Source organism: Streptomyces sp. NPDC043853, assembly GCF_056436025.1.
The window spans coordinates 366,907-386,795 of the sequence record NZ_JBWKDJ010000004.1 but is presented as its reverse complement, the minus strand read 5'-3'; the positions used below and the strand labels follow the sequence as shown (position 1 = coordinate 386,795).

The following is a 19,889-nucleotide window of genomic DNA, read 5'->3' as shown; positions in this document are numbered from 1 at the left end:
GATTACTGAACTGACGCGCCGTCAGGAACAGGGCTGCGGAAGAATAAGCGCGGATGTTACGGGGCGGTACGGGAGCCACCCGGTCCTTCAGTCCGCCGGGGTGGCCCCGGCGGTCCTGGCGGCGCCGGGGTTCGGCGTCGCGGTGTGGGGCGTACGGGACGTGCGGGGCGTAGGGGACTTGCGGGCTGTGCGGGCTGTGCGGGCTGTGCGGGTCGTGCGGCGCTTGCCGGGCGTACGGGGCTTGCGTGAGAGGGCCTTGGCGATCCGTTCGGCGTCCAGGGCCATCTCCCGGAACATTCCGCTGATGGGGTTCGTGAAACCGGTGAAATACAGCCGTGGCGCGTTCGGGTCCGTACGGGAGCCGTGCACCACCGGCCGGCCGCGCCCGTCCAGCACCCCCAGGTGCCCCACCAGCCCCTCCAGCCCCCGCCGGTAGCCGGTGGCCGCGACCACCGCGTCCGGCGTGATGCGCGAGCCGTCCGCCAGGACGACCCCGTCCCCGTCGAAGGAGTCCACGGCGGCGACCGGTTCCACCTTCCCGGCCCGTACGGCCGCGATCAGCCCCACGTCCTGCACCGGGATCGCCCCCTCCAGGACCCGGCTGTACAGGCCGGTCTCCGGACGCGGGAGGCCGTACGCCGACAGGTCCGGCACGGACACCTTGGCCTGGATCGCGCCGATCCGGTCCACCAGCCGCACGGGCAGCCTGCGCACCAGGATCCCGCTGCGCTGGGCCGGCCAGCCGGCCGTGGAGCGGCGCACGATGTGCGGCGCCGTGCGTACGGCGAGCCGCACCCGGGCGGCACCGCCTTCGGCGAGGTCGACCGCTATCTCCGCGCCGGTGTTGCCGCTGCCGATGACCAGCACGTCGCGGCCCGCGAAGGGGGCCGGATTGCGGTAGTCCGCGGCGTGCAGCAGTTCCCCGGTGTACCCGTCGGCGCCCGGCCGGGCCGGGAGTGCCGGGGTGTGGTTGAAGCCGGTGGCGATGATCACGGCCCGGGCGGCGAGCCGGCGCCCGCCGGTGGCGTGCAGGACCCAGCCGTCGTGGGGGTCGCTGCCGTCGGCGTCCGTGGCGCGCTCGATGCGCGTCACCTCGACACCGGTGACGATCTCCAGCTCATGGTGCTCGGCGTACTTCTCCAGGTACCGCACCACGTTGTCGCGGGACACCCAGCGCCCGAATCGGCGCGGGATCGGGAGTCCCGGCAGCCCCGAGAGGCGGCGGGTGGTGTGCAGGTGGAGCCTGTCGTAGTGGCGCCGCCATGACGCGCCCACGGCGTCGGACTTCTCGATGACGACCGCGCGTACGCCGCGCCCGCGGAGCGCGGCCGCCGCGGCGAGACCACCGGGGCCACCGCCGATGACGTACACGGGATGCGGTTCGGTGGCGGTCAGGTCAGGCGCTTCAGGCATGAAGGGTGAGCGTAGCGTCACGCAGCGTTCATGGGTCTCGGTCGGGCGGGGAATCGATTGCGGATCGGTCACGACGATGGCCGGCGGGCGCGTCGGCTGCCCCGCGTCCGGTCCGGGCTCTTGCGCGGATGCGCCGGATCCGCTGAACTGACGTACCGTCAGATATGGGAGCGGGAGGGTGGGAGGGGTGGCCGCATGCAGACCATCTGGCTCAGCGGGGCCGAATGGCTCGCCGTGCTGCGGATCGGCCTCGGCCTGTGGTGGCTGGAGAGCTGGCGGCACAAGGACAAGAAGGGCTGGTTCGAGCGCGGTACCGGCATCGCCTGGGCGGCCGACGTGGCGAACAAACACCGGTGGCCGTTCGTGAAGACCGGCTTCGTGTCGGTGGTGCAACCGCGGCCGAAACTGATGGCGTACGTCGTCGTCTACGCGGAACTGGCCCTCGGCCTGGGGCTCGTCCTGGGGTTCCTGACCCCGGTCGCGCTCGTCGGCGGCCTGCTGCTGAACCTGCTCTACCTGGTGCTGATGATCCACGACTGGGCCGAACAGGGCCAGAACTCGATGATGGCGCTGATCTCGCTCGTCGCACTGTTCGCGATGAGCTGGCAGACCTGGTCCCTGGATTCGGCGATCGGACTCTTCTCATGACCGCGGCCCCCGCCTCCGGCGGCCCCCGTTTCGACCTGCCCGAGACCGACGATTTCACCCGCCCCTACTGGACGGCGGCCGCCGACGGACGACTGCTGCTCCGCCGCTGCGCGGCGTGCGGCCGCGCCCACCACTACCCGCGCGAGTTCTGCCCGTACTGCTGGGCCGGCGAGGACCGCGTGGCCTGGGAGCAGGCCGGCGGCCGGGCCGTCCTGTACACCTGGTCGGTGATCCACCGCAACGACCTGCCGCCCTTCGGCGCCCGGGTCCCGTACGTCGCCGCGGTCGTGGACCTCGAGGAAGGGCCGCGGATGATGACCGAGATCGTCGACTGCGAGGAGGCCGAGCTGCGCATCGGCATGCCCCTGGAGGTCACCTTCCGCAGGGAGACGGAGGAGATCGCGGTGCCGGTGTTCCGGCCACGGGCGGAGGACTGAACCGGGAGCCGTAGCCGGAGGTTGTAGCCCGAGGTTGTAGGCGGGCAGGAGGTCGCGTGGCGGCGCGGGCGGCGCGGAGGGTGCGGCGCGGAGGGTGCGGCGGGGAGGGTGCGGCGCGGCAGGCCCGGCTCAGGGCCAGAGCAGCTCGCGCAGCCAGCCGTCGGCCGCGCCGTCGTCCGCTCCCGGGCGGCGGTAGCGCAGCCGGACGTGGCGGCGCATCGCGTCGCCCTGGAAGAACTCGACCTCGTCGGCGACCAGCGTGTACGCCGTCCAGGTCGGGGACACGGTGTCCGGCTCGGCGCCCGCCCGCTCCCAGGCGTCGGCAGACGCCCGGACCAGGGCGTCACGGCTGTCCAGCACATCGCTCTGCCGACCGGTCAGGGCAGCCGCGAGCGCCCCGCGCGTCCGGATGGCCCCCGGACCGTCGGCGCTGACGCGCCCGCGGATGCGGATCTGCCGCGCGACGGCGGGCCAGTAGAAGTGCAGGGCCGCCGCGGGGCGGGCGGCCAGCTGCCGCCCCTTGGCGCTGGTGACGTGCGAGGCGAAGTGCCACCCGCGCTCGTCCGCGTCGTGCAGCATCAGGGTCCGGACATCGGGCAGCCCGTCGGCGTCCACGGTGGCGAGCGCCATCGTGTGCGCCTCCGCCTGCCCCGCCGCGACGGCGTCCAGGAACCAGGAGTGGAACAGGGCGAGCGGTTCCGCGGGAGCCGCACCGGCGTCGAACCCGGGCAGCTCCCGGTCCCACACGCGCTGCGCGCGCAGCGCCTCGGTGAACTCGTCGTAGGTGGTCACACGGCCCTCCTCGGTATCGCCCGATGCTCGTCGCCCGGAACGTGGCCACGATAGGCGGGCCGGTACGCCCCCACGACCCCGGCCCGCTACACCCCCTGAGCCCCACCGGGCCCGGCCGGGGGCAGGGGTCGGAGCAGCAGCCGGACTACGTGCCAGGGGGACTGGACGGCGGGCGGGGTGAAGGGTGGTTGTGCTTCGCCCGGACGGCGTCTGGGAGGTGCCCGGGGGCTGCCCGTCAGTCCCAGTGTCATTACGTGCCGGCCGTCGGCGTCAAGGGCGCTCCCGTTGGTCGCGTCGGCAAGCCGATGGCCCTTTGGGCCACCCTTGACGCCGACGACCGTCACGCAACGACAAGGACTGTCGGGCGGCCCCCGGGGGATGGCATGGGAGGAGCCTTCGGATCCTTGCGCTGTGGCGTTGGCGGGCACGGGCAGCGGCTCCCGCTCGGCCAGCCGCCCTCCGGGCGGGGGCGGCGGTGAAGTGGATCAGATCTACGTAATTTAGGCCGGTCCGGGCGCATCAAATCGCTACGCGCTCCTGTCGGACGGCGGGTGCGGGCGGCCGGTGGCCGGACATAGACCGCCACGGATCGCTACGCGCTTCGGTCTGTCGGCGGGTGCGGGCTATCGGGGGGTGCGGGCTGTCGGGGGTTGCTCGTCGGGCGCTCGTGCGCTGACTGTCTGCTTCAGCCCCACCGGCCTGCCTGCCGCCGCTCCTTCCGGAGCGTGTAGTGATCGGTGGCGCTTGTTGCCGCGTGATGGTCTCGGCCCCGGGCGGGCCGCCTGCCGCCGACACGGACAGGAGCACGTAGCGATCGTTGGCGGTCTATGTCCGGGCACCGGCGGCCCGCATCCGCCATCCGGCAGGAGCGCGTAGCGATCGGTGGCGGTCCGGCCCCTGGCGGCCCGCATCCGCCGAGAAAGAGGAGCGCGTAGCGATTTGGTGCGCCCGGACCGGCCCAAATTACGTAGATCTGATCCACTTCACCGCCGCGTCCGCCCGGAGGGCGGCTGGCCGAGCGAGAGCCACCGCTCGTGCCCGCCAACGCCACAGCGCAAGGATCCGAAGGCTCCCCCATGCCATCCCCCGGGGGCCGCCCGACAGTCCTTGTCGTTGCGTGACGGTCGTCGGTGTCAAGGGTGGCCCAAAGGGCCATCGGCTTGCCGACGCGACCGTAGGGAGCGCCCTTGACGCCGGCGGCCGGCACGTAATGACACTGGGACTGACGGGCCGCCCCCGGGCACCTCCCAGACGCCGCCCAGGCGAAGTCCGGCAACACTTGGCGTCGCTCCACTGGCCGATTCCGTCCGGCCGGAGTCCCCTGCTCCTTACCCGGCCAGCCCAGCCCAGCCCCCGCCCGGAACCCCCGCCCGGCCCGGCCCACCCCGCCCCACCCCCGAAGCCGATCAGCCGCGACCCAGGACGACCGTTCCCGATGAGCAGAACCAGCCGCCCATGCCCGAGGCGACAGCCAGTTCCGGGAGGCGGCCGTCGCGTTTGCGGACCTGGCCTTCGCCCGCCTCGCCGCGGAGTTGGCGGACTGCCTCCACCAGGAGGAACAGGCCGCGCATGCCCGGGTGGCAGGCCGACAGGCCGCCGCCGTCGGTGTTGACCGGGAGCTCGCCCTCGCGCAGCAGGCGGCCCTTCTCCACGAACGCGCCGCCTTCGCCCTTCGCGCAGAAGCCGAGGTCCTCCAGGGTGACCAGGGTCATGTAGGTGAAGGCGTCGTAGATCTCCGCCAGGTCCACGTCGGCGGGGCGGACGCCCGCGCGTTCGAAGGCCAGGCGGCCCGAGACGGCGGCCGGGGAGACCGTGAAGTCCGCCCATTCCGACATGGTGGTGTGGGAGACCGAGGTGCCGGTGCCGAGGATCCAGACCGGGGACTTGGCGGTGTCCGGGACGTACTCCTCCGCCGCCAGGAGCACCGCGCAGCCGCCGTCCGAGCGGATGCAGCAGTGCAGTTTGGTGAAGGGGTCCGCGATCATCTCGCCGGACAGGACGTCCTCGACCGTGATCGGGTCGCGGAACATGGCGTCCGGGTTGGTCGCCGCGTTCGCGCGGGCCTGGACGGCGACCTCGGCGAGCTGTTCGAGGGTGGTGCCGTACTCGTGCATGTGGCGGCGGGCGGCCATGGCGTACTTGGAGATCAGCGTGTGCCCGTACGGGACCTCGAACTGCAGGGGTCCGCGCGCGCCGAAGGAGAGGTTCGAGGTGCGCCGGCGGGCCTTGATGTCCGCGCGTGCCGTCGAGCCGTAGACCAGGAGGACGGCGTTCACGGAGCCCGCCGCGATGGCGTCCGCGGCGTGCGCGGCCATGACCTCCCAGGTCGAGCCGCCGACCGAGGTGGAGTCCACCCAGGTGGGGCGCAGGCCGAGGTACTCGGCGACCTCGACCGGTGCGAGCGTGCCCAGCCCGGCCGAGGCGAAGCCGTCGACCACCGAGCGGTCCAGGCCCGAGTCGGCCAGGGCGCGGCGCGCCGCCTGGGCGTGCAGGGCGTACGGGGTGGGGCCGTCCACCCGTCCGCAGTCCGAGAGGGCGACGCCGACGACGGCCACCTTGCGGCGTTCCTTGACCTTCTTGGGGTCCCTGGGGTTCCCCACGATGCTTCCCGCCATGAATCTGACGGTACATCAGAAACTGGAGATCGGTACATCCGTCGTGCGTGCGGTACCGCGCGGTCCGGTTGTCGTAGGGCTCTGGGCATCTCCTGCCCCCGGCTCTAATATGACGCGCCGTCAGATGGGGAGGAGCCCGCCGATGGACGCAGCCTTCACCGCGGAGCAGGACGAGATGCGCCGCACCCTGCGCGAGATCCTGGGCAAACGCTGCGGTCCGGACGAGGTCAAGGCCGCCGTCCGGACCGCCGCAGGCTACGACCGCGACCTGTGGCAGCAGCTCGCACGGCAGCTGGGGCTGCCCGGGATCGCGGTCCCGGAGGAGTACGGGGGCGTCGGCTGCACCCCCGCCGACCTGGTCCTGGCCTGCGAGGAGAGCGGCCGGGCGCTGCTCCCCTCGCCGCTGCTCGGCACGGCCGTACTGTCCGCCCCGCTGATCGCCGCGCTCGGCACCGCCGCCCAGCGGTCCGAGCTGCTCCCGCCGCTCGCGACCGGCGGGCTGACCGCCGCCCTGGTGGTTCCCGGTACCGCGCTCGCCACCGCCCTCGCCCTGACGGGGGACGACGTGGCGGCGGAGTGGTCCGGCGGCGGGCGGGCCGGCGGGGTGCAGGCCCGGCGGGACGGCACCGGGAACTGGCGGCTGTACGGCGAGGCCGCGCAGGTGCTGGACGGGCACAGCGCCGGGGTGCTGCTGGTCGCGGCGCACACCGGAGGGTTCGCGCGCAGCCGCACCCTGCTGTTCCTCGTGCGGGAGGGTGCGCCGGGTCTCGTCCGTGTCCGGCAGGCCGTCCTGGACGAGACCCGGCCGCAGGCGCGCGTACAACTGCGGGACGTGCCAGCCGAGTTGATCGGCGCGCACGAGGAGGACGGGGCGGACGTGCGCGGCGCGCTCGCCGCGGCCGGGCGTACCGCCGCCGCGGTGCTCGCCGCCGAGGCGGTCGGCGCGGCCGACCAGGCGTTGGCCCGGACCGTGGAGTACGTCCGGGCGCGGGAGCAGTTCGGGCGGCCCGTCGGGTCCTTCCAGGCGGTCAAGCACCGGCTCGCCGACGTGTACGTACAGGTCCAGGCGGCCCGCTCGGCGGCCTACTACGCGGCCTGGGACCCCGAGCAGGGCGGGCTCGCGCTCGCGCAGGCCCTGGAGGCCCTGCGGATCACCGCCGGCGAGGCCATCCAGTTGCACGGCGGCATCGGCTTCACCTGGGAGCACGACGCGCACCTGTACTTCAAGCGCGCCGCCGCCGACGAGTTGATGTTCGGGCCCGTGCACCGGCTGCGCGCCCACGCGGCGCTCAGGGCCGGGCTGTTCGCCCCCGCTCCCGAGCCCGCCGTCACGCATCGGCCCGCCGACGCGTCCCCGACCGCCACACCGCCCGCCGTCACGCCACAGGAGAGGGCAGCCGTCCGATGACACCCGGTCTCAAGCTCATGCAGAAGGTCTCCTCGACGAGGCTGTTCGCGAGGATCGCGCCGCACTTCATCCCGGCCATGGACAAGGCGGTGCACCGGCTGACCCGCGGCAAGGTCATGCTCAGCGCGCAGATGCTGCCCGGAGTGATCCTCACCGCGAAGGGCGCGAAGAGCGGCGAGCCGCGGACCACCCCGCTGGCCTGCATGCCGGAGCCGGGCGGGGCGACCTGGCTGCTGATCGGATCCAACTTCGGGCGGCCCGGGCATCCGGCGTGGACCGCCAACCTGCTGAAGCACCCGGACGCGCGGATCAGCTGGAAGGGGCAGGACATCGACGTCCGGGCCCGGCTGCTGGCGGGGGAGGAGCGCGCAGCGGCATGGCAGGCCGTGCTGCGGTTCTGGCCGCCGTACGCGACCTACCAGGCGCGGATCGACCGCGAGATCCGACTGTTCCGGCTGGAACGGCGCTGACCGGCAGGGCCGGCCGGGCCGGCGGGCCGGCGGGCCGGCTGGCCGACGCTCGGCACGGGTCGGCGCGGGTCGGCGCTGACCGGCCGGTGTGCGGTGACGGCGGGCGGCGACGGCGGGCGGACCCCGGTCGGGCCCGCCGCCTACTTGGTCGGCTTCTTGCCCGTGATGCCGAGGTGCACGAGCAGCGCCAGGTTCGGCTTCAGCTCGGCCTGCTTGACGCCCCAGGTCTGGAAGCCCTTCTGGTGCGAGGCCACCGCCGCGAGCATGGCGACCAGCGAGCCGGAGATCGCGGCAGGGCTGACGTCCTTGTCGACCTTGCCCTTGGCCTGCAGCTCCTTGACCGAATCGGTGAGGGAGTTGGTGACCGAGTTCAGGATCTTCATGCGGATCTTGTAGAAGCGCTTGTCGCCCTCGGCCGCGCCGAGGTCGACGACGCGCAGGATCGCGTCGTTGCTCCGCCAGAACTCCAGGAAGCCGTCGACGAGTTCCTCCGCCGCCTGCCAGCCGGACTTGCCGACCCACGAGCGGCCCTCGACCAGCGCGGTCAACTGTGCGCCCTCGGTCGCCATTTGCTCGGCGATCTCCAGGACGGCGCCCTCGACGTCCGGGAAGTACTGGTAGAAGGTCGCGGGGGAGGTCCCGGCCTTCCGGGCGACGTCGATCACCTTCACGTCGCGGTACGGCGAGCTGCTGAGCATCTCGCTGAGGCAGTCCAGCAGCTTCTGCCGCGTCGCCTGTCCGCGCCGGCCGGCAACGCGGCCGTCGACGGTGCGTACTTGTCCTGTCATGCCGTCAGCTTACCGAGGGGTGATCGGGGCGCGATTCGGCCGCCTGCAAATGGGGTTACGGGGTGGTTGGCCTGCGATTCCCTGGCGGGGCTGGGGCGTGACTGGGGGCTCTGCGGTGCGGGTCCGGGCCCTGAGCGGGGTCGGGGTGCGGGACACGCTGCGCGACCGGCGCGGGCCGGTGTGCCGTGTGCCCACCCTCCCCCAAGCTCTCGGCTTCGCTCGAGCAGGGGGGACCCCCATCGCCCTGCGGCACGCCTGCCCACACGGCGGCACGCGTGGCCACACGGCGGCACGCCTGCCGACGCGGCGGTGGGGAGGGTGCGAGGGCTGGGGCGGAATCGCCCGAATAGTCTTGTCAACAGGCTGTGGACAACAGGTCCGATGGATCATGGGTGGGCGTACACAGCACGCCAAAACGGAAGGAAAGGCCCGTGGCCGCATTCGCAGAGGGCACCCCCTGCTGGGTGGACGCCTCGCTTCCGGACGTCGAGGCGGGCAAACGTTTCTACGGTGAGCTGTTCGGGTGGACCTTCACCGCCCCCTCCGCCCGGTACGGCGGATACACCCAGGCCTACAGCCGCGGCCGCAACGTGGCAGCGCTCGCGCCCAAGCCCGACGGCCGGATGCCCACCGTCTGGGGGGTCTACCTCTACACCTCCGACGCGTACGCGGCCGCCCGGCGGATCCGGGGCGCCGGCGGCCAGATGGTCATGGAGCCCATGCCGGTCGGCCCGTACGGCGCCGCCGCGATGGCCGCGGACCCCGGCGGCGCCGTCTTCGGCCTCTGGCAGCCCGGCACCCACCACGGCTTCGAGGCCAGCATGGAGCCGTACACGTACTGCTGGACCGAGGTCTACACCCGGGCCCGTGACGCGGTCGACACCTTCTACGCGCAGGTCTTCGGCTACGTCGCCCAGGACCAGGAGGACGCCGGCATCGACTACCGCATCTGGTCGCCGCCCGGCAGCACGCCCGGCCCGGACACCGCCGTCGTGGGCCGCACGCTGATCACGGAGGCGTTCCCGGAGTACATGCCGGCGCATTTCCTGGTGTATTTCGCGGTGCCCGACGTGGACGAGTCGGTGGCGACCGTGCGCCGCCTCGGCGGCCGGGTCAGCGCCGACCCGTTCGACACGCCGTACGGCCGGATCGCCGTCGTCGCGGACAATCAGGGAGCGGCCTTCGCCCTCCTCTCCGAGCCCGAGTCCGGCCCGGAGGCGGGATCGGCTGCCGAACCGGGCGCGGAGTCGGAGCCGGGGCGGCCCGGGGCCTGACAGAATCGGGGAGCGCGGGCCCGGACCTGGGCCCGTACGGGGAGGTGTGAGGCGAGTGGTGGAGCAGCTGACGCAGCACGACCCGAGACGGATCGGCCCCTTCGAGGTGCTGGGCCGGCTCGGGGCCGGCGGCATGGGGCTGGTCTATCTCGCGCGGTCGGCGTCCGGCCGCCGGGTCGCGATCAAGACGGTGCGCACCGAGCTGGCGGAGGACCAGCTGTTCCGGGTGCGGTTCACGCGCGAGGTGGAGGCGGCGCGCGCCGTCTCCGGCTTCTACACCGCCGCCGTGGTCGACGCCGACCCGCGCGCCGCCGTGCCCTGGCTGGCCACCGCGTACGTCCCGGCGCCCTCCCTGGAGGAGATCGTCAACGAGTGCGGGCCGATGCCCGCGCAGGCCGTACGGTGGCTCGCGGCCGGCATCGCGGAGGCGCTGCAGTCCATCCACCAGGCCGGCCTGGTGCACCGCGACCTCAAGCCGTCCAACGTCCTCGTGGTCGAGGACGGGCCCCGGGTGATCGACTTCGGTATCGCCAGCGGTGTCTCGAACACCCGGCTGACCATGACGAACGTCGCCGTCGGCACCCCGGCCTACATGTCGCCCGAGCAGGCGAAGGACTCGCGCAGCGTGAAGGGCGCCAGCGACGTCTTCTCGCTCGGCTCCACCCTGGTCTTCGCGGCCACCGGGCACCCGCCGTACCACGGGGCGAACCCGGTGGAGACCGTGTTCATGCTGTTGCGCGAGGGGCCGAACCTGGAGGGCCTGCCGGACGAGCTGCGGCCGCTCATCGACTCCTGCATGCAGATGGACGCCACGCTCCGGCCCACCCCGGCCGACCTGCAGGCGCAGCTGGCCCCGCACCTGTTCGCCGCAGGGGACGACAGCGGTACCGCCTCGGCCTGGCTGCCGGAGCGGGCGGTCGCGATGATCGAGGCGCGGCGGGCGGGGCAGCGTACGAGCGGTGGGGGTGCTCCCGGTCACGGCCAGGGCAACGGCCAGGGCGGTCAGGGCCCCGGTCAGGGCCCCGGTCAGGGCCCGACGCACCGCCGTGAGCGCCCGGCCGCCGACAGCCGGCCCGCTCCCGGGGACCCGTGGACGGACCCGCGCACCGGGCACGCCGCACCGCCGCGGCCGCAGCACCCGCCGATCACCCCGCCGCCCGGCCAGGCCCCCCTGCCCGTGCCCGCGCCCGCCTCCGCGCCGGTTTCCGCCGAGCCGGTCCGGCTGGGTGCCTCCCCGGTGCCGATCGGTCCCGGCCCGCGCCCGGTGTCCACCGCGCCCGGCTCGGCCGACTCCGCCACCGGGTGGATCCGCCCGCCGGGCGGAGCCGCCGCCTCCGCGCCCGCCACGCCCGCCCCCGCACTGCCCCGGCCCGGCCCGGCGCCGGACAGCGGCCGCTGGCGGCCCTGGCGGTTCCGGATGTCCAACGAGGTCTGGGGCACCCCGACCGTCGCCGGGGACCTCCTCTACGTCACCTCCTTCGAGGTCCACGCGCTGGACGTGGGCAGCGGCCGCCGCCAGTTCAAGACCCGCGACGTGGCCTGGGCGATGGCGGTCGCGGACGGCCGGATCCACGCCTCCGACGGCCCGTCGCTGTACGCGCTCGACGCCGCCGACGGCAGCGAGCGCTGGCGGCTCGCCTCCGACGCCTGGGTGTACGCGCTGCGCGCGGACCGGGGCACGGTGCTCACCGCCACGCGCGGCGGCGGCGTCCAGGCGTACGAGGCGGCGAACGGGCAGCAGCTGTGGTCGCTGACCGGCGCCCAGACCGACTTCGAGACCACCGACGGAGCCCCGGTCCTGCACGAGGGCTACGTGTACGTCTGGCAGGACGCCCGGCTGCGCGCACTGGACGCCCGTACCGGCCGGGAGGCCTGGTCCTACCCGGTCGGCGACGCGGCTTCCTGCGGCAACGTCCCGGTCCGGGTGACCCCGGCGTCCGACGGCAACGTCTATGTGGCGGCCGGCACCCGGGTCCTGTCCGTGGACCGGGCCTCCGGCCGGGTCCGCTGGCACTTCGAGGCCCCGGCGGCCTTCCTGGCCCCGCCGGCCTTCGCCCCCGGACCCGCCGTCACCGGCGGTGGCGTGTACCTGGCCGACTACCTCGGCACCGTGTACGCCATCGACGCCGCGACGGGCAAGGACCGCTGGCGCATCGCCACCGAGCCGCGCCAGTCCACCGAGCCGGCGGTCATCGCGGACGGCCACGTCCACCTGGCCTCGGGCAGCGCGCTCTACACCCTCGACGCGGTCACCGGCACCCCGAAGTGGCGGTTCGCGGCGGGCGCGGAGATCACCGGTGCTCCGGTGGTCGCTGACGGCCGCGTGCACTTCGGCTCCGCGGACCACTGCCTGTACACCCTGGACGCGGCGGGCGGCCAGCTCCGCTGGAAGCTGGCCACGGGCGGCGAGATCACCGGCTCCCCGGTCGCCCGCGCGGGCGTGGTCTACGCCTGCAGCAAGGACCGCTGCGTGTACGCCCTGGACGCCTCGAAGGGGACGGGGACGAGGACCGGGGGCTGACCCCGGGGCCCGCTCGCCGTCCGCTCGCCCCTCCCCGTCCGGGAGGGGCCGCGGGTGGCGTCCGGGGCCGAGAAACGGCCCCGCCGGGGTGCGCATGGCACCGGGAGTGACAGGATGGGACCCATGAGCAACGAAAACGTCTACTTCGAGATCACCGCCGACGGTCAGTCGCTGGGCCGCATCGAGTTCCGCCTCTTCGACGACGTCGTGCCGAAGACCGCCAGGAACTTCCGCGAGCTGGCCACCGGCGAGCACGGCTACGGCTACAAGGGTTCGCCGTTCCACCGCGTCATCCCGAACTTCATGCTGCAGGGTGGCGACTTCACCAAGGAGAACGGCACCGGCGGCAAGAGCATCTACGGCGAGAAGTTCGCCGACGAGAACTTCACCCTGAAGCACGACCGTCCGGGTCTGCTGTCGATGGCGAACGCCGGCAAGAACACCAACGGCTCGCAGTTCTTCGTCACGACCATCGTCACCGACTGGCTGGACGGCAAGCACGTCGTCTTCGGTGAGGTCGTCTCCGGCATGGACGTGGTCAAGGCCGTCGAGGCCCTGGGCTCCTCCTCCGGCAGGACCGCCAAGGACATCCGCGTCTCCGACTCGGGCATCGTCAAGGGCTGACCTGCCTGTCCGGCACAGCAGGCCGAACGGCCCCCTTCCCCGGTCCGGGGGCGGGGGCCGTCGCCGTCCACGGGGACGGGGGGCGTCCGGGGCGGGTACGGCGAGTACGGTGCGTGGGGCGCGTAGGGTGCGTCCATGCCGACCTACGTGAGGTTCCAGGGCACGGTCCGAAGCCCCCGCGGGCATTTCCCGGGTGTGTTCGCCCTCGCCAACGGGCTCGCCCGGGAGGGGCGGCTCACCGAGGAGCAGTACCGGTTCTGGCGGTCGGCCAACGACTGGTACGACGCCGCCTACCCGAACCCCGCCGACCACGACCCGGCCGTCTACGACCCCGTCGTGAACCCCGGCGCGGTGGCGTGGTTCAAGGACACGGCGGGGCACCTCGTCGAGCGGGTGGCCGACTACCTGGAGCTGCTCGCCGCGCACGGCGTCCCGTGCGAGCGGGTGGAGTCCGCCGATCCCGGGCGGATCGTCTACGAGGACGACGTGCAGGTCGTCGTCGTTCCCCTGCCCTGACCGGGACGGCCGTCGTACCGCACACGGAAGGGGTCGGACGGCGGCCGTCGTCCGTGGGGGCGGTGGCCCCGGGCGGCGGGTCGGCCGCCTCTGGTCCGAACCTACGCCCGGCGCCGTGGGGGCGCACGTCGGTGCCCGCCGGTACCGTCACCGGCCGTGGACCAGGGGGAACGGACCGGGTCGGTCCGCGGCCGTTCAGCGCACGCGGAACCCCGGTGACGCGCGCCGGCCGGTGAAGAGCGCCGCCTGGCGTTCCGCGGGCAGGTTGCCCAGGGTGATCAGGGACGGGGCCTGGGACAGGGCCTGGTGCAGGGCGGCCTGTTTGGCCGACCACAGGGCCCGTACGGTGCCCTGGACCGCCTCCGTGGGGAAGCTGGCCAGGGTTTCCGCCGTACGGAGGACGGACGGCAGGAGGCCGGCCGGGTCGGTCAGTTCCGAGACGAGCCCGATGTCGTACGCGCGTTGCGCCCCGACGCGTTCCGCCGTGCCCATCAGGGCCATCCGGGCCGCCTCGCCGAAGGGCATGCGCTGGGCCATGTACACCGCCTCGTAGGCGCTGACCATGCCGTAGGAGGTGTGCGGGTCGAAGTACGTGGCGGTGGTCGAGGAGACGATGAAGTCGGCTTCGCCGAGCAGGTAGAAGGCGCCGCCGCAGGCCATTCCGTTGACGGCCGCGATGACCGGCTTCCACAGGTCGTTGGCCTTGGGGCCGATCGTCGCGAGCGGGTCGTCCACCGAGTACGGCGAGGCCGGCTGGGGCACCTCCGCCTCCCGGTCGATGCCGGTGCAGAACGCCGCCGTGCCGGCGCCGGTCAGGACGACCGCCCGGACGTCCTGGTCGAACCGGAACTCCCGCCAGACCGAGACGAGCGCCTCCGCCGTCGGCAGGTCGATCGCGTTGTGGCGGCGTTCCCGGTCCAGGGTGACGACGGCGACGCCGGCGTCCTTGTGCCGTTCCACGGTCAGGGTCGTGGCGGTCATGACGCCGCCAGCAGCCAGCGCGGCAGGGTCATCCCGTCCTGCTCGGTGAAGGCGACCTGCACCTTCGCGCCGATGCGCAGCCGGGCCGGGTCCACCGAGTCCAAGGGCGCGTCCGGGGCCGACACCAGGTTGCCCGCCAGCCGGATGTGCGGGGCTTCGGCGAGTTCCACGAGGACGACGTTGTACGGGGCCTGGGCGGCGTACGCGGGCAGCAGGGGCGGGTGCGGGCGGACCCAGGACCAGATGCGGCCGCGGCCGCTCATCGGCTCCCACCGGGAGGAGAAGGACTGGCAGTGCGGGCAGCAGGGCCGGGGCGGGAAGCGGAGCCGCCCGCAGTCGGCGCAGGCCTGGACGCGGAGTTCGCCGCGGGCCGCGTACTCCCAGAAGGGGGCGCCGTCCTCGTCCGGGACGGGCAGCAGGAGGCCTCCGGGGCCTTCGGCGGTGATGGTCATCTGGCGGCGTTCCCTTTCAGTTCCGGAGGAGGATCGCGGACGTGGGGACGCCCTCGCCCGCCGTCACCAGGCAGGTCGAGGCGTCCGGGACCTGTGCGGTGCTCGTGCCGCGCAGCTGTTTGACGCCCTCGTTGATCAGGTTGAAGCCGTGGACGTACGCCTCGGAGAGTCCGCCGCCGCCGGTGTTGATCGGCAGCCGGCCGCCGGTCTCCAGGGCGCCGCCCTCGGTGAAGGCGGCGCCCTCGCCGCGTCCGCAGAAGCCGTAGCCCTCCAGGGAGAGCGGGATCAGCGGGGTGAACGCGTCGTAGATCTGGGCCACGTCGATGTCGGCGGGGCCGAAGTCGGCCTGCTTCCACAGGTGGCGGGCGGCGGTCCAGGCGGGGCCGCTGAGCGGGTCGTCGTTCCAGTAGTTGACCATGCCGTGGTGCTGGGCGGGCAGGCCCTGGGCGACCGAGTGGACGTAGACGGGTTTCTGCCGGCAGTCACGGGCGCGTTCGGCGGAGACGATCACGCAGGCGAGTGCGCCGTCGGTCTCCAGGCAGTTGTCGAAGAGGCAGAGGGGTTCGCTGATCCACCGGGCGGTCATGTACATCTCACGGGTCAGCGGGCGTTCGTACATCATCGCGGCCGGGTTCTGGTTGGCCCGGTTCCGGCAGGCCAGGGCCACGTTGAAGAGGTGGTCGCGGGTGGCGCCGTACTCGTGCATGTAGCGACGGGCCAGCATGCCGATCTCGTCGGCGGGGCGGAGCAGTCCGAAGGGCCGGGTCCACTGGCCGGGGGTGGGCAGCTGGACGGTGGTGTTCTTCCAGGGGCGGGGGCCGGAGCCGCGCTTGCGGGAGCGCCAGGCGACGCCCACGGACGCCTGACCGGTGGCGATGGCGGCGGCGAGGTGGCCGACGGTGGCGCAGGAGCCGCCGCCGCCGTAGCCCACCTTGGAGAAGAAGGTGACGTCGCCGGCTCCGATGGCCTTGGCGACCTCGACCTCGTCGGTCTCCTCCATGGTGTACGAGGCGAAGGCGTCGACCTCGGCCGGTTCGATGCCGGCGTCGGCGAGTGCCGCGAGGATGGCCCGGCAGGCCAGTTCCTTCTCGGTCTGCGGCAGTCGCTTGGCGAAGGCGGTCTGCCCGATCCCGACTATCGCCGTGGCGTCCTTGAGTCCTGCGGCCATCGCCCCACCTCTTCACGCGTACTGCACCGGTGTGCTGACAGCCGCGAAGGCTACAGCTAATCTGACGGATAGTCAGCTACTGGCGACCGTGAGGGTGGTGGGCGATGGCCGAGGACGAGCGGGGCGATCTGCGCTGGGGCAGCATCCCGGGCCTGGTCCGCGCGGCTGCGGAAGAATACGCCGCGTCGGAGGCCGTCGTCGACGGCCGCAACCGGATCCGTTACGCCGAACTCGGCGAACGCGTGGAGCGGGCCGCGGCCGCCTGCCTCGCCGCCGGAGTGGAACCCGGCGACCGGGTCGCCGTCTGGGCGCCCAACTCACTCGACTGGATCGTCTCCGCGCTCGGCGCGGTCAGCGCCGGAGCCGTCCTCGTCCCGCTCAACACCCGGTTCAAGGGCTCCGAGGCCGCCTACGTGCTGCGCCGCAGCGGGGCCCGGCTGCTGTTCGTCACCGGCACCTTCCTGGGAACCTCCTACGTCGCCTCCCTGCGCCGGGCCGCCGCCGAGGGGCCGAGCACCGGCCCGCTGCCCGGCCTGCCCGGGCTGCGGGACGTCGTGGTGTTCGCCGAGGACGCCCCGGAAGGCTTCCGGACCTGGACGGACTTCCTGGCGGACGGCGCGGACGTGCCCCGCGCGGCCGTCCGCGTCCGCGCCGACGCGATCCGCCCGGACGACCCCTCCGACATCATCTTCACCTCCGGCACCACCGGCAGCCCCAAGGGCGCCGTCATCACCCACGCGCAGACCCTCCGCTGCTACGAGGTGTGGAGCGAGCTGGCGGGGCTCCGCGAGGGCGACCGCTACCTCATCGTGAACCCGTTCTTCCACACCTTCGGCTACAAGGCGGGGATCATCGCCTGCCTGATGCGCGGCGCCACGATGGTCCCGCAGCCGGTGTTCAACGTGGACACCGTGCTCGCCAACGTCGCCGCCGAGCGGATCTCCGTACTGCCCGGACCGCCCACCCTCCACCAGTCCGTCCTGGACCACCCCTCCCGCGACCAGCACGACCTGTCCGCGCTGCGGCTGGTGGTCACCGGGGCGGCCGTGGTGCCCCTGCAACTGGTGGAACGGCTCCGGGCCGAACTGAAGATCGCGACGGTGCTCACCGCCTACGGGCTGTCCGAGGCGAGCGGGATCGTCACCATGTGCCGGCGGGGCGACCCGGCCGAGACCGTCGCCGCAACCTCCGGCCGGGCCATCCCCGGCACCGAGGTACGGGTCACCGGCCCGGCGGGGGAGGCCCTGCCGCCCGGCGAACCGGGCGAGGTGCAGGTGCGCGGCCACAACGTGATGCGCGGCTACTACGAGGACCCGGAGGAGACCTCCCGCGCCATCACGCCCGAGGGCTGGCTGCGCACGGGCGACATCGGCGTCCTCGACGAAGCGGGCAACCTGCGCATCACCGACCGCATCAAGGACATGTTCATCGTCGGCGGGTTCAACGCCTACCCGGCGGAGATCGAACAGCTCCTCGGCCTGCACCCGGACATCGCCGACGTCGCGGTCGTCGGCATCCCCGACCCGCGGCTGGGCGAGGTCGGCAAGGCCTACGCGGTCCGCCGCCCCGGCTCCACCCTCACCTCGGACGACCTGATCGCCTGGTCGCGGCGGGAGATGGCGAACTACAAGGTGCCGCGGGCGGTGGAGTTCGTGACCGAACTCCCGCGCAACGCCGGCGGGAAGGTCCTCAAGACCGAACTGCGGGCGCGCCGCCGGACCTCGTAGCGGGCGCGCCGCCGGACCGCGGGGCGGGCCCGCCGTCACCCCTCCGTCACCGCGGGCTCACTGCGGGCTCACCTCTGCCCCCGCCCGGGACGCCCGCGGCGGGGCTGCCTCCGGATGCGGTTAGCCTGCACGCGTGACCAGGCAAAGATCAGTCGTTCGGTTCCGGTGGGAGATACCCGTCTTCGGGGGGATCCTCGCCCTCGCCCTCCTCATCGTGGGCATCGTCGTGCTGTGGGGAAACGGCGACGACGGGGACACCGCGGAGAAGAAGCCGACCGGCCCGCTGCGGCCCGAGGTGTCCACCCCCTTCCGGGCCTTCTCCGAGGGCTACGACTGCTTCCGCATCCCCACGCTGACCAGCGCCAGGAACGGGCACCTGCTGGCCATCGCCGAGGCCCGCACCAAGGGCTGCTCCGACGTCGGTGACATCGACCTGGTCATGAAGCGGTCCACCGACAACGGGCGGAGCTGGGGCAAGCTCCAGGTGATCCGCGGCGCCGACGACTCCGGCGGCTTCGGCAACCCCGTGCCCATGGTCGACGCCAACTCCGGCCGCCTCACGCTGATCTACGCCTACAACGACTGGAGCGCCGGACCCAAGGGCGACCGGGTCCGCGCCCCCCGCGAACTCCGCATGGCCCACAGCAACGACAACGGCGGCACCTGGACGGCCGCCCTCACCCAGCTCGACCAGCTCAAGCAGAGCGACTGGGACTGGGTCTCGGTCGGCCCCGGCCACGGCATCCAGCTACAGCCCACCAAGCAGGGCAAGCCCGGCCGCATGGTCGTCACCGGCGACTACCGCAAGCGCGGCAACGCCCACGGCGCGATGCTCTACTACAGCGACGACGGCGGGCTCACCTGGCAGCTCGGCGCGAGCTGGGACGCGCCCGAGGGCCAGGCCGCCCCCGGCGAGCCCGCGCTCAGCCAGCTGCCGGACGGCCGCGTCTACGTCAACGCCCGCTCGCTCCAGACCTGCGGCACCAACGACCACCGGGTCTCCGCGGTGATCGACGAGGTCGCCGACCCGAGGTTCCCCGACCCCGGCTTCGTACCGGTGCCCAACCTGCCCGCCCCGCCGGTCTCCGGATCCCTGCTGCAGCTGCCCGACGGCGGCCCGCTGCTGTTCTCCTCGCCGGCCCGGCAGGGCGCCGAGTTCTCCGACCGCTGGACCCTGGCCGTCCGCACCTCCGCGGACGGCGGGAAGACCTGGTCCGCCAAGGGCGCGGTGGTGGCCCGCGACCGGGCCGGCTACTCCGACATGACCCTGCTCCGCACCGGGGACGTCGGCATGCTCTACGAGACCGGCACCACCGCCTCCACCGGCTCCCTGGTGTTCACCTCCTTCGCCCCCGGCGCGGTCGAGGGCGCGGCCGAGGACCTCACCCCGCGCCGGACCAGCGACAACACCCCGAACAAGAACCACGCCCTGCTGCACGGCGACCCGCAGCTGGTGCCGCGCGCCGACGGCAACGCGGTGTCCCTCAACGGAAGTTCCGACTTCCTCCGGATCGGCTGCGCGGATTCGCTACGGGTGGCCGGCGGCGACTTCGCCGTCACCGCCTGGGTGAAGTTCAGCGGCCAGTCCGGGCGCCGCCCGCTGATCTGGGCGTCCGGGCAGAACGCCGCCACCAAGCAGCTGGTGGTGGAGGCGGTCGACGGCCGGATCGAGGCGCGGACCAACAGCGGCGGCCGGCCGGTCTCCGTGTCCACCATGAGCCGGTTCGACGACGACCGCTGGCACCACGTGGCGTTCCAGCGGCTGGGCAGCCAGCTCCAGCTGTCGGTGGACGGCGGCTACAGCCAGACCGCGGACCTGCGGCCGGAGGACATGGACATCCAGCCGGGCGACGCCTTCACCGTCTACCTCGGCACCCAGCCCGACCAGAAGGTCTTCTTTGCCGGCGCGCTGGACGACGTCCGGATCACCGGGCGTGCCCTGACGAAGGAGGACCTGGGACGCATCCGGGCCGACGAGAACGCCGAGGATCCGCAGGAGCGGGTCCGGCTCCCCTTCGCGACGATCTGGTGAGCGCCGCGCCGGGCGGCCGCGGA

The 19,889-nt window shown here is 73.3% G+C and carries 17 protein-coding genes; 10 read left to right on the top strand and 7 right to left on the bottom strand.

Translation table 11 applies throughout. The features are described 5' to 3' along the window. Window positions 1-87 precede the first annotated feature (87 nt). On the bottom strand, window positions 88-1,413 hold the full coding sequence (locus tag AC067U_RS13950) for a flavin-containing monooxygenase (RefSeq protein ID WP_478829892.1): 1,326 nt from the start codon (window positions 1,411-1,413) through the stop codon (window positions 88-90). Between the two features lie 195 nt (window positions 1,414-1,608). On the opposite strand from AC067U_RS13950, the gene AC067U_RS13945 reads away from it, so the two are divergent. Both AC067U_RS13945 and AC067U_RS13940 read left to right on the top strand, forming a co-directional pair. Then, window positions 1,609-2,061 (top strand): DoxX family membrane protein, encoded by a 453-nt coding sequence (locus tag AC067U_RS13945; RefSeq protein WP_365118285.1) that lies wholly within the window; start codon window positions 1,609-1,611, stop codon window positions 2,059-2,061. Beyond that, window positions 2,058-2,498, top strand: a complete 441-nt coding sequence (locus AC067U_RS13940; protein ID WP_478829891.1) for a Zn-ribbon domain-containing OB-fold protein — start codon at window positions 2,058-2,060, stop codon at window positions 2,496-2,498. The genes AC067U_RS13945 and AC067U_RS13940 overlap by 4 nt, the downstream gene beginning before the upstream one ends. Before the next feature lie 129 nt (window positions 2,499-2,627). Here the strand turns inward: AC067U_RS13940 and AC067U_RS13935 are convergent, their stop codons facing one another. Beyond that, the gene (locus AC067U_RS13935; RefSeq protein ID WP_478829890.1) at window positions 2,628-3,290 is read right to left on the bottom strand and encodes a pyridoxine/pyridoxamine 5'-phosphate oxidase; all 663 of its coding nucleotides are present in this window, start codon (window positions 3,288-3,290) and stop codon (window positions 2,628-2,630) included. Window positions 3,291-4,696: 1,406 nt separating this feature from the next. Continuing rightward, on the bottom strand, window positions 4,697-5,905 hold the full coding sequence (locus AC067U_RS13930; protein ID WP_478829889.1) for an acetyl-CoA acetyltransferase: 1,209 nt from the start codon (window positions 5,903-5,905) through the stop codon (window positions 4,697-4,699). Between the two features lie 142 nt (window positions 5,906-6,047). Here AC067U_RS13930 and AC067U_RS13925 point away from each other — a divergent pair, with 142 nt between their 5' ends. Both AC067U_RS13925 and AC067U_RS13920 read left to right on the top strand, forming a co-directional pair. Then, entirely contained in the window at window positions 6,048-7,313 is a 1,266-nt protein-coding gene (locus AC067U_RS13925) for an acyl-CoA dehydrogenase family protein (RefSeq protein ID WP_478829888.1), read from the top strand. Further along, window positions 7,310-7,783, top strand: coding sequence for a nitroreductase family deazaflavin-dependent oxidoreductase (locus tag AC067U_RS13920; RefSeq protein ID WP_478829887.1), 474 nt, complete (start codon window positions 7,310-7,312; stop codon window positions 7,781-7,783). The genes AC067U_RS13925 and AC067U_RS13920 overlap by 4 nt, the downstream gene beginning before the upstream one ends. 140 nt (window positions 7,784-7,923) lie before the next feature. On the opposite strand, the gene AC067U_RS13915 is transcribed toward AC067U_RS13920, so the two are convergent. After that, entirely contained in the window at window positions 7,924-8,571 is a 648-nt protein-coding gene (locus AC067U_RS13915; RefSeq protein WP_478829886.1) for a TetR family transcriptional regulator, read from the bottom strand. A 431-nt stretch (window positions 8,572-9,002) separates the two neighbouring features. On the opposite strand from AC067U_RS13915, the gene kbpA reads away from it, so the two are divergent. From kbpA to AC067U_RS13895, 4 genes are all read left to right on the top strand, one after another. Then, window positions 9,003-9,845 carry an AfsK-binding protein KbpA gene (gene kbpA / locus AC067U_RS13910; RefSeq protein WP_478829885.1) on the top strand — a complete coding sequence of 281 codons (843 nt, stop codon included), beginning with the start codon at window positions 9,003-9,005 and terminating at the stop codon, window positions 9,843-9,845. Between the two features lie 55 nt (window positions 9,846-9,900). After that, window positions 9,901-12,366 (top strand): protein serine/threonine kinase AfsK, encoded by a 2,466-nt coding sequence (gene afsK, locus AC067U_RS13905; protein WP_478829884.1) that lies wholly within the window; start codon window positions 9,901-9,903, stop codon window positions 12,364-12,366. Between the two features lie 123 nt (window positions 12,367-12,489). Next, window positions 12,490-12,990: a peptidylprolyl isomerase gene (locus tag AC067U_RS13900; protein ID WP_478829883.1), complete on the top strand. Its 501-nt coding sequence runs from the start codon at window positions 12,490-12,492 to the stop codon at window positions 12,988-12,990. Window positions 12,991-13,125: 135 nt separating this feature from the next. Continuing rightward, window positions 13,126-13,506: a hypothetical protein gene (locus AC067U_RS13895; RefSeq protein WP_478829882.1), complete on the top strand. Its 381-nt coding sequence runs from the start codon at window positions 13,126-13,128 to the stop codon at window positions 13,504-13,506. Between the two features lie 195 nt (window positions 13,507-13,701). Here AC067U_RS13895 and AC067U_RS13890 read toward each other — a convergent pair whose 3' ends face one another. Genes AC067U_RS13890 through AC067U_RS13880 form a run of 3 tightly spaced genes read right to left on the bottom strand, consistent with a single transcriptional unit; the run spans window position 13,702 to window position 16,107 of the window. Continuing rightward, window positions 13,702-14,487, bottom strand: coding sequence for an enoyl-CoA hydratase/isomerase family protein (locus AC067U_RS13890; RefSeq protein ID WP_478829881.1), 786 nt, complete (start codon window positions 14,485-14,487; stop codon window positions 13,702-13,704). Further along, the gene (locus tag AC067U_RS13885) at window positions 14,484-14,939 is read right to left on the bottom strand and encodes a Zn-ribbon domain-containing OB-fold protein (protein WP_478829880.1); all 456 of its coding nucleotides are present in this window, start codon (window positions 14,937-14,939) and stop codon (window positions 14,484-14,486) included. The genes AC067U_RS13890 and AC067U_RS13885 overlap by 4 nt, the downstream gene beginning before the upstream one ends. Before the next feature lie 16 nt (window positions 14,940-14,955). Further along, window positions 14,956-16,107 (bottom strand): lipid-transfer protein, encoded by a 1,152-nt coding sequence (locus AC067U_RS13880; RefSeq protein ID WP_478829879.1) that lies wholly within the window; start codon window positions 16,105-16,107, stop codon window positions 14,956-14,958. A gap of 104 nt (window positions 16,108-16,211) precedes the next feature. Here AC067U_RS13880 and AC067U_RS13875 point away from each other — a divergent pair, with 104 nt between their 5' ends. Both AC067U_RS13875 and AC067U_RS13870 read left to right on the top strand, forming a co-directional pair. Then, window positions 16,212-17,834, top strand: coding sequence for a FadD3 family acyl-CoA ligase (locus AC067U_RS13875; protein WP_478829878.1), 1,623 nt, complete (start codon window positions 16,212-16,214; stop codon window positions 17,832-17,834). Window positions 17,835-17,967: 133 nt separating this feature from the next. Further along, on the top strand, window positions 17,968-19,866 hold the full coding sequence (locus AC067U_RS13870; RefSeq protein WP_478829877.1) for an exo-alpha-sialidase: 1,899 nt from the start codon (window positions 17,968-17,970) through the stop codon (window positions 19,864-19,866). Window positions 19,867-19,889 lie beyond the last annotated feature (23 nt).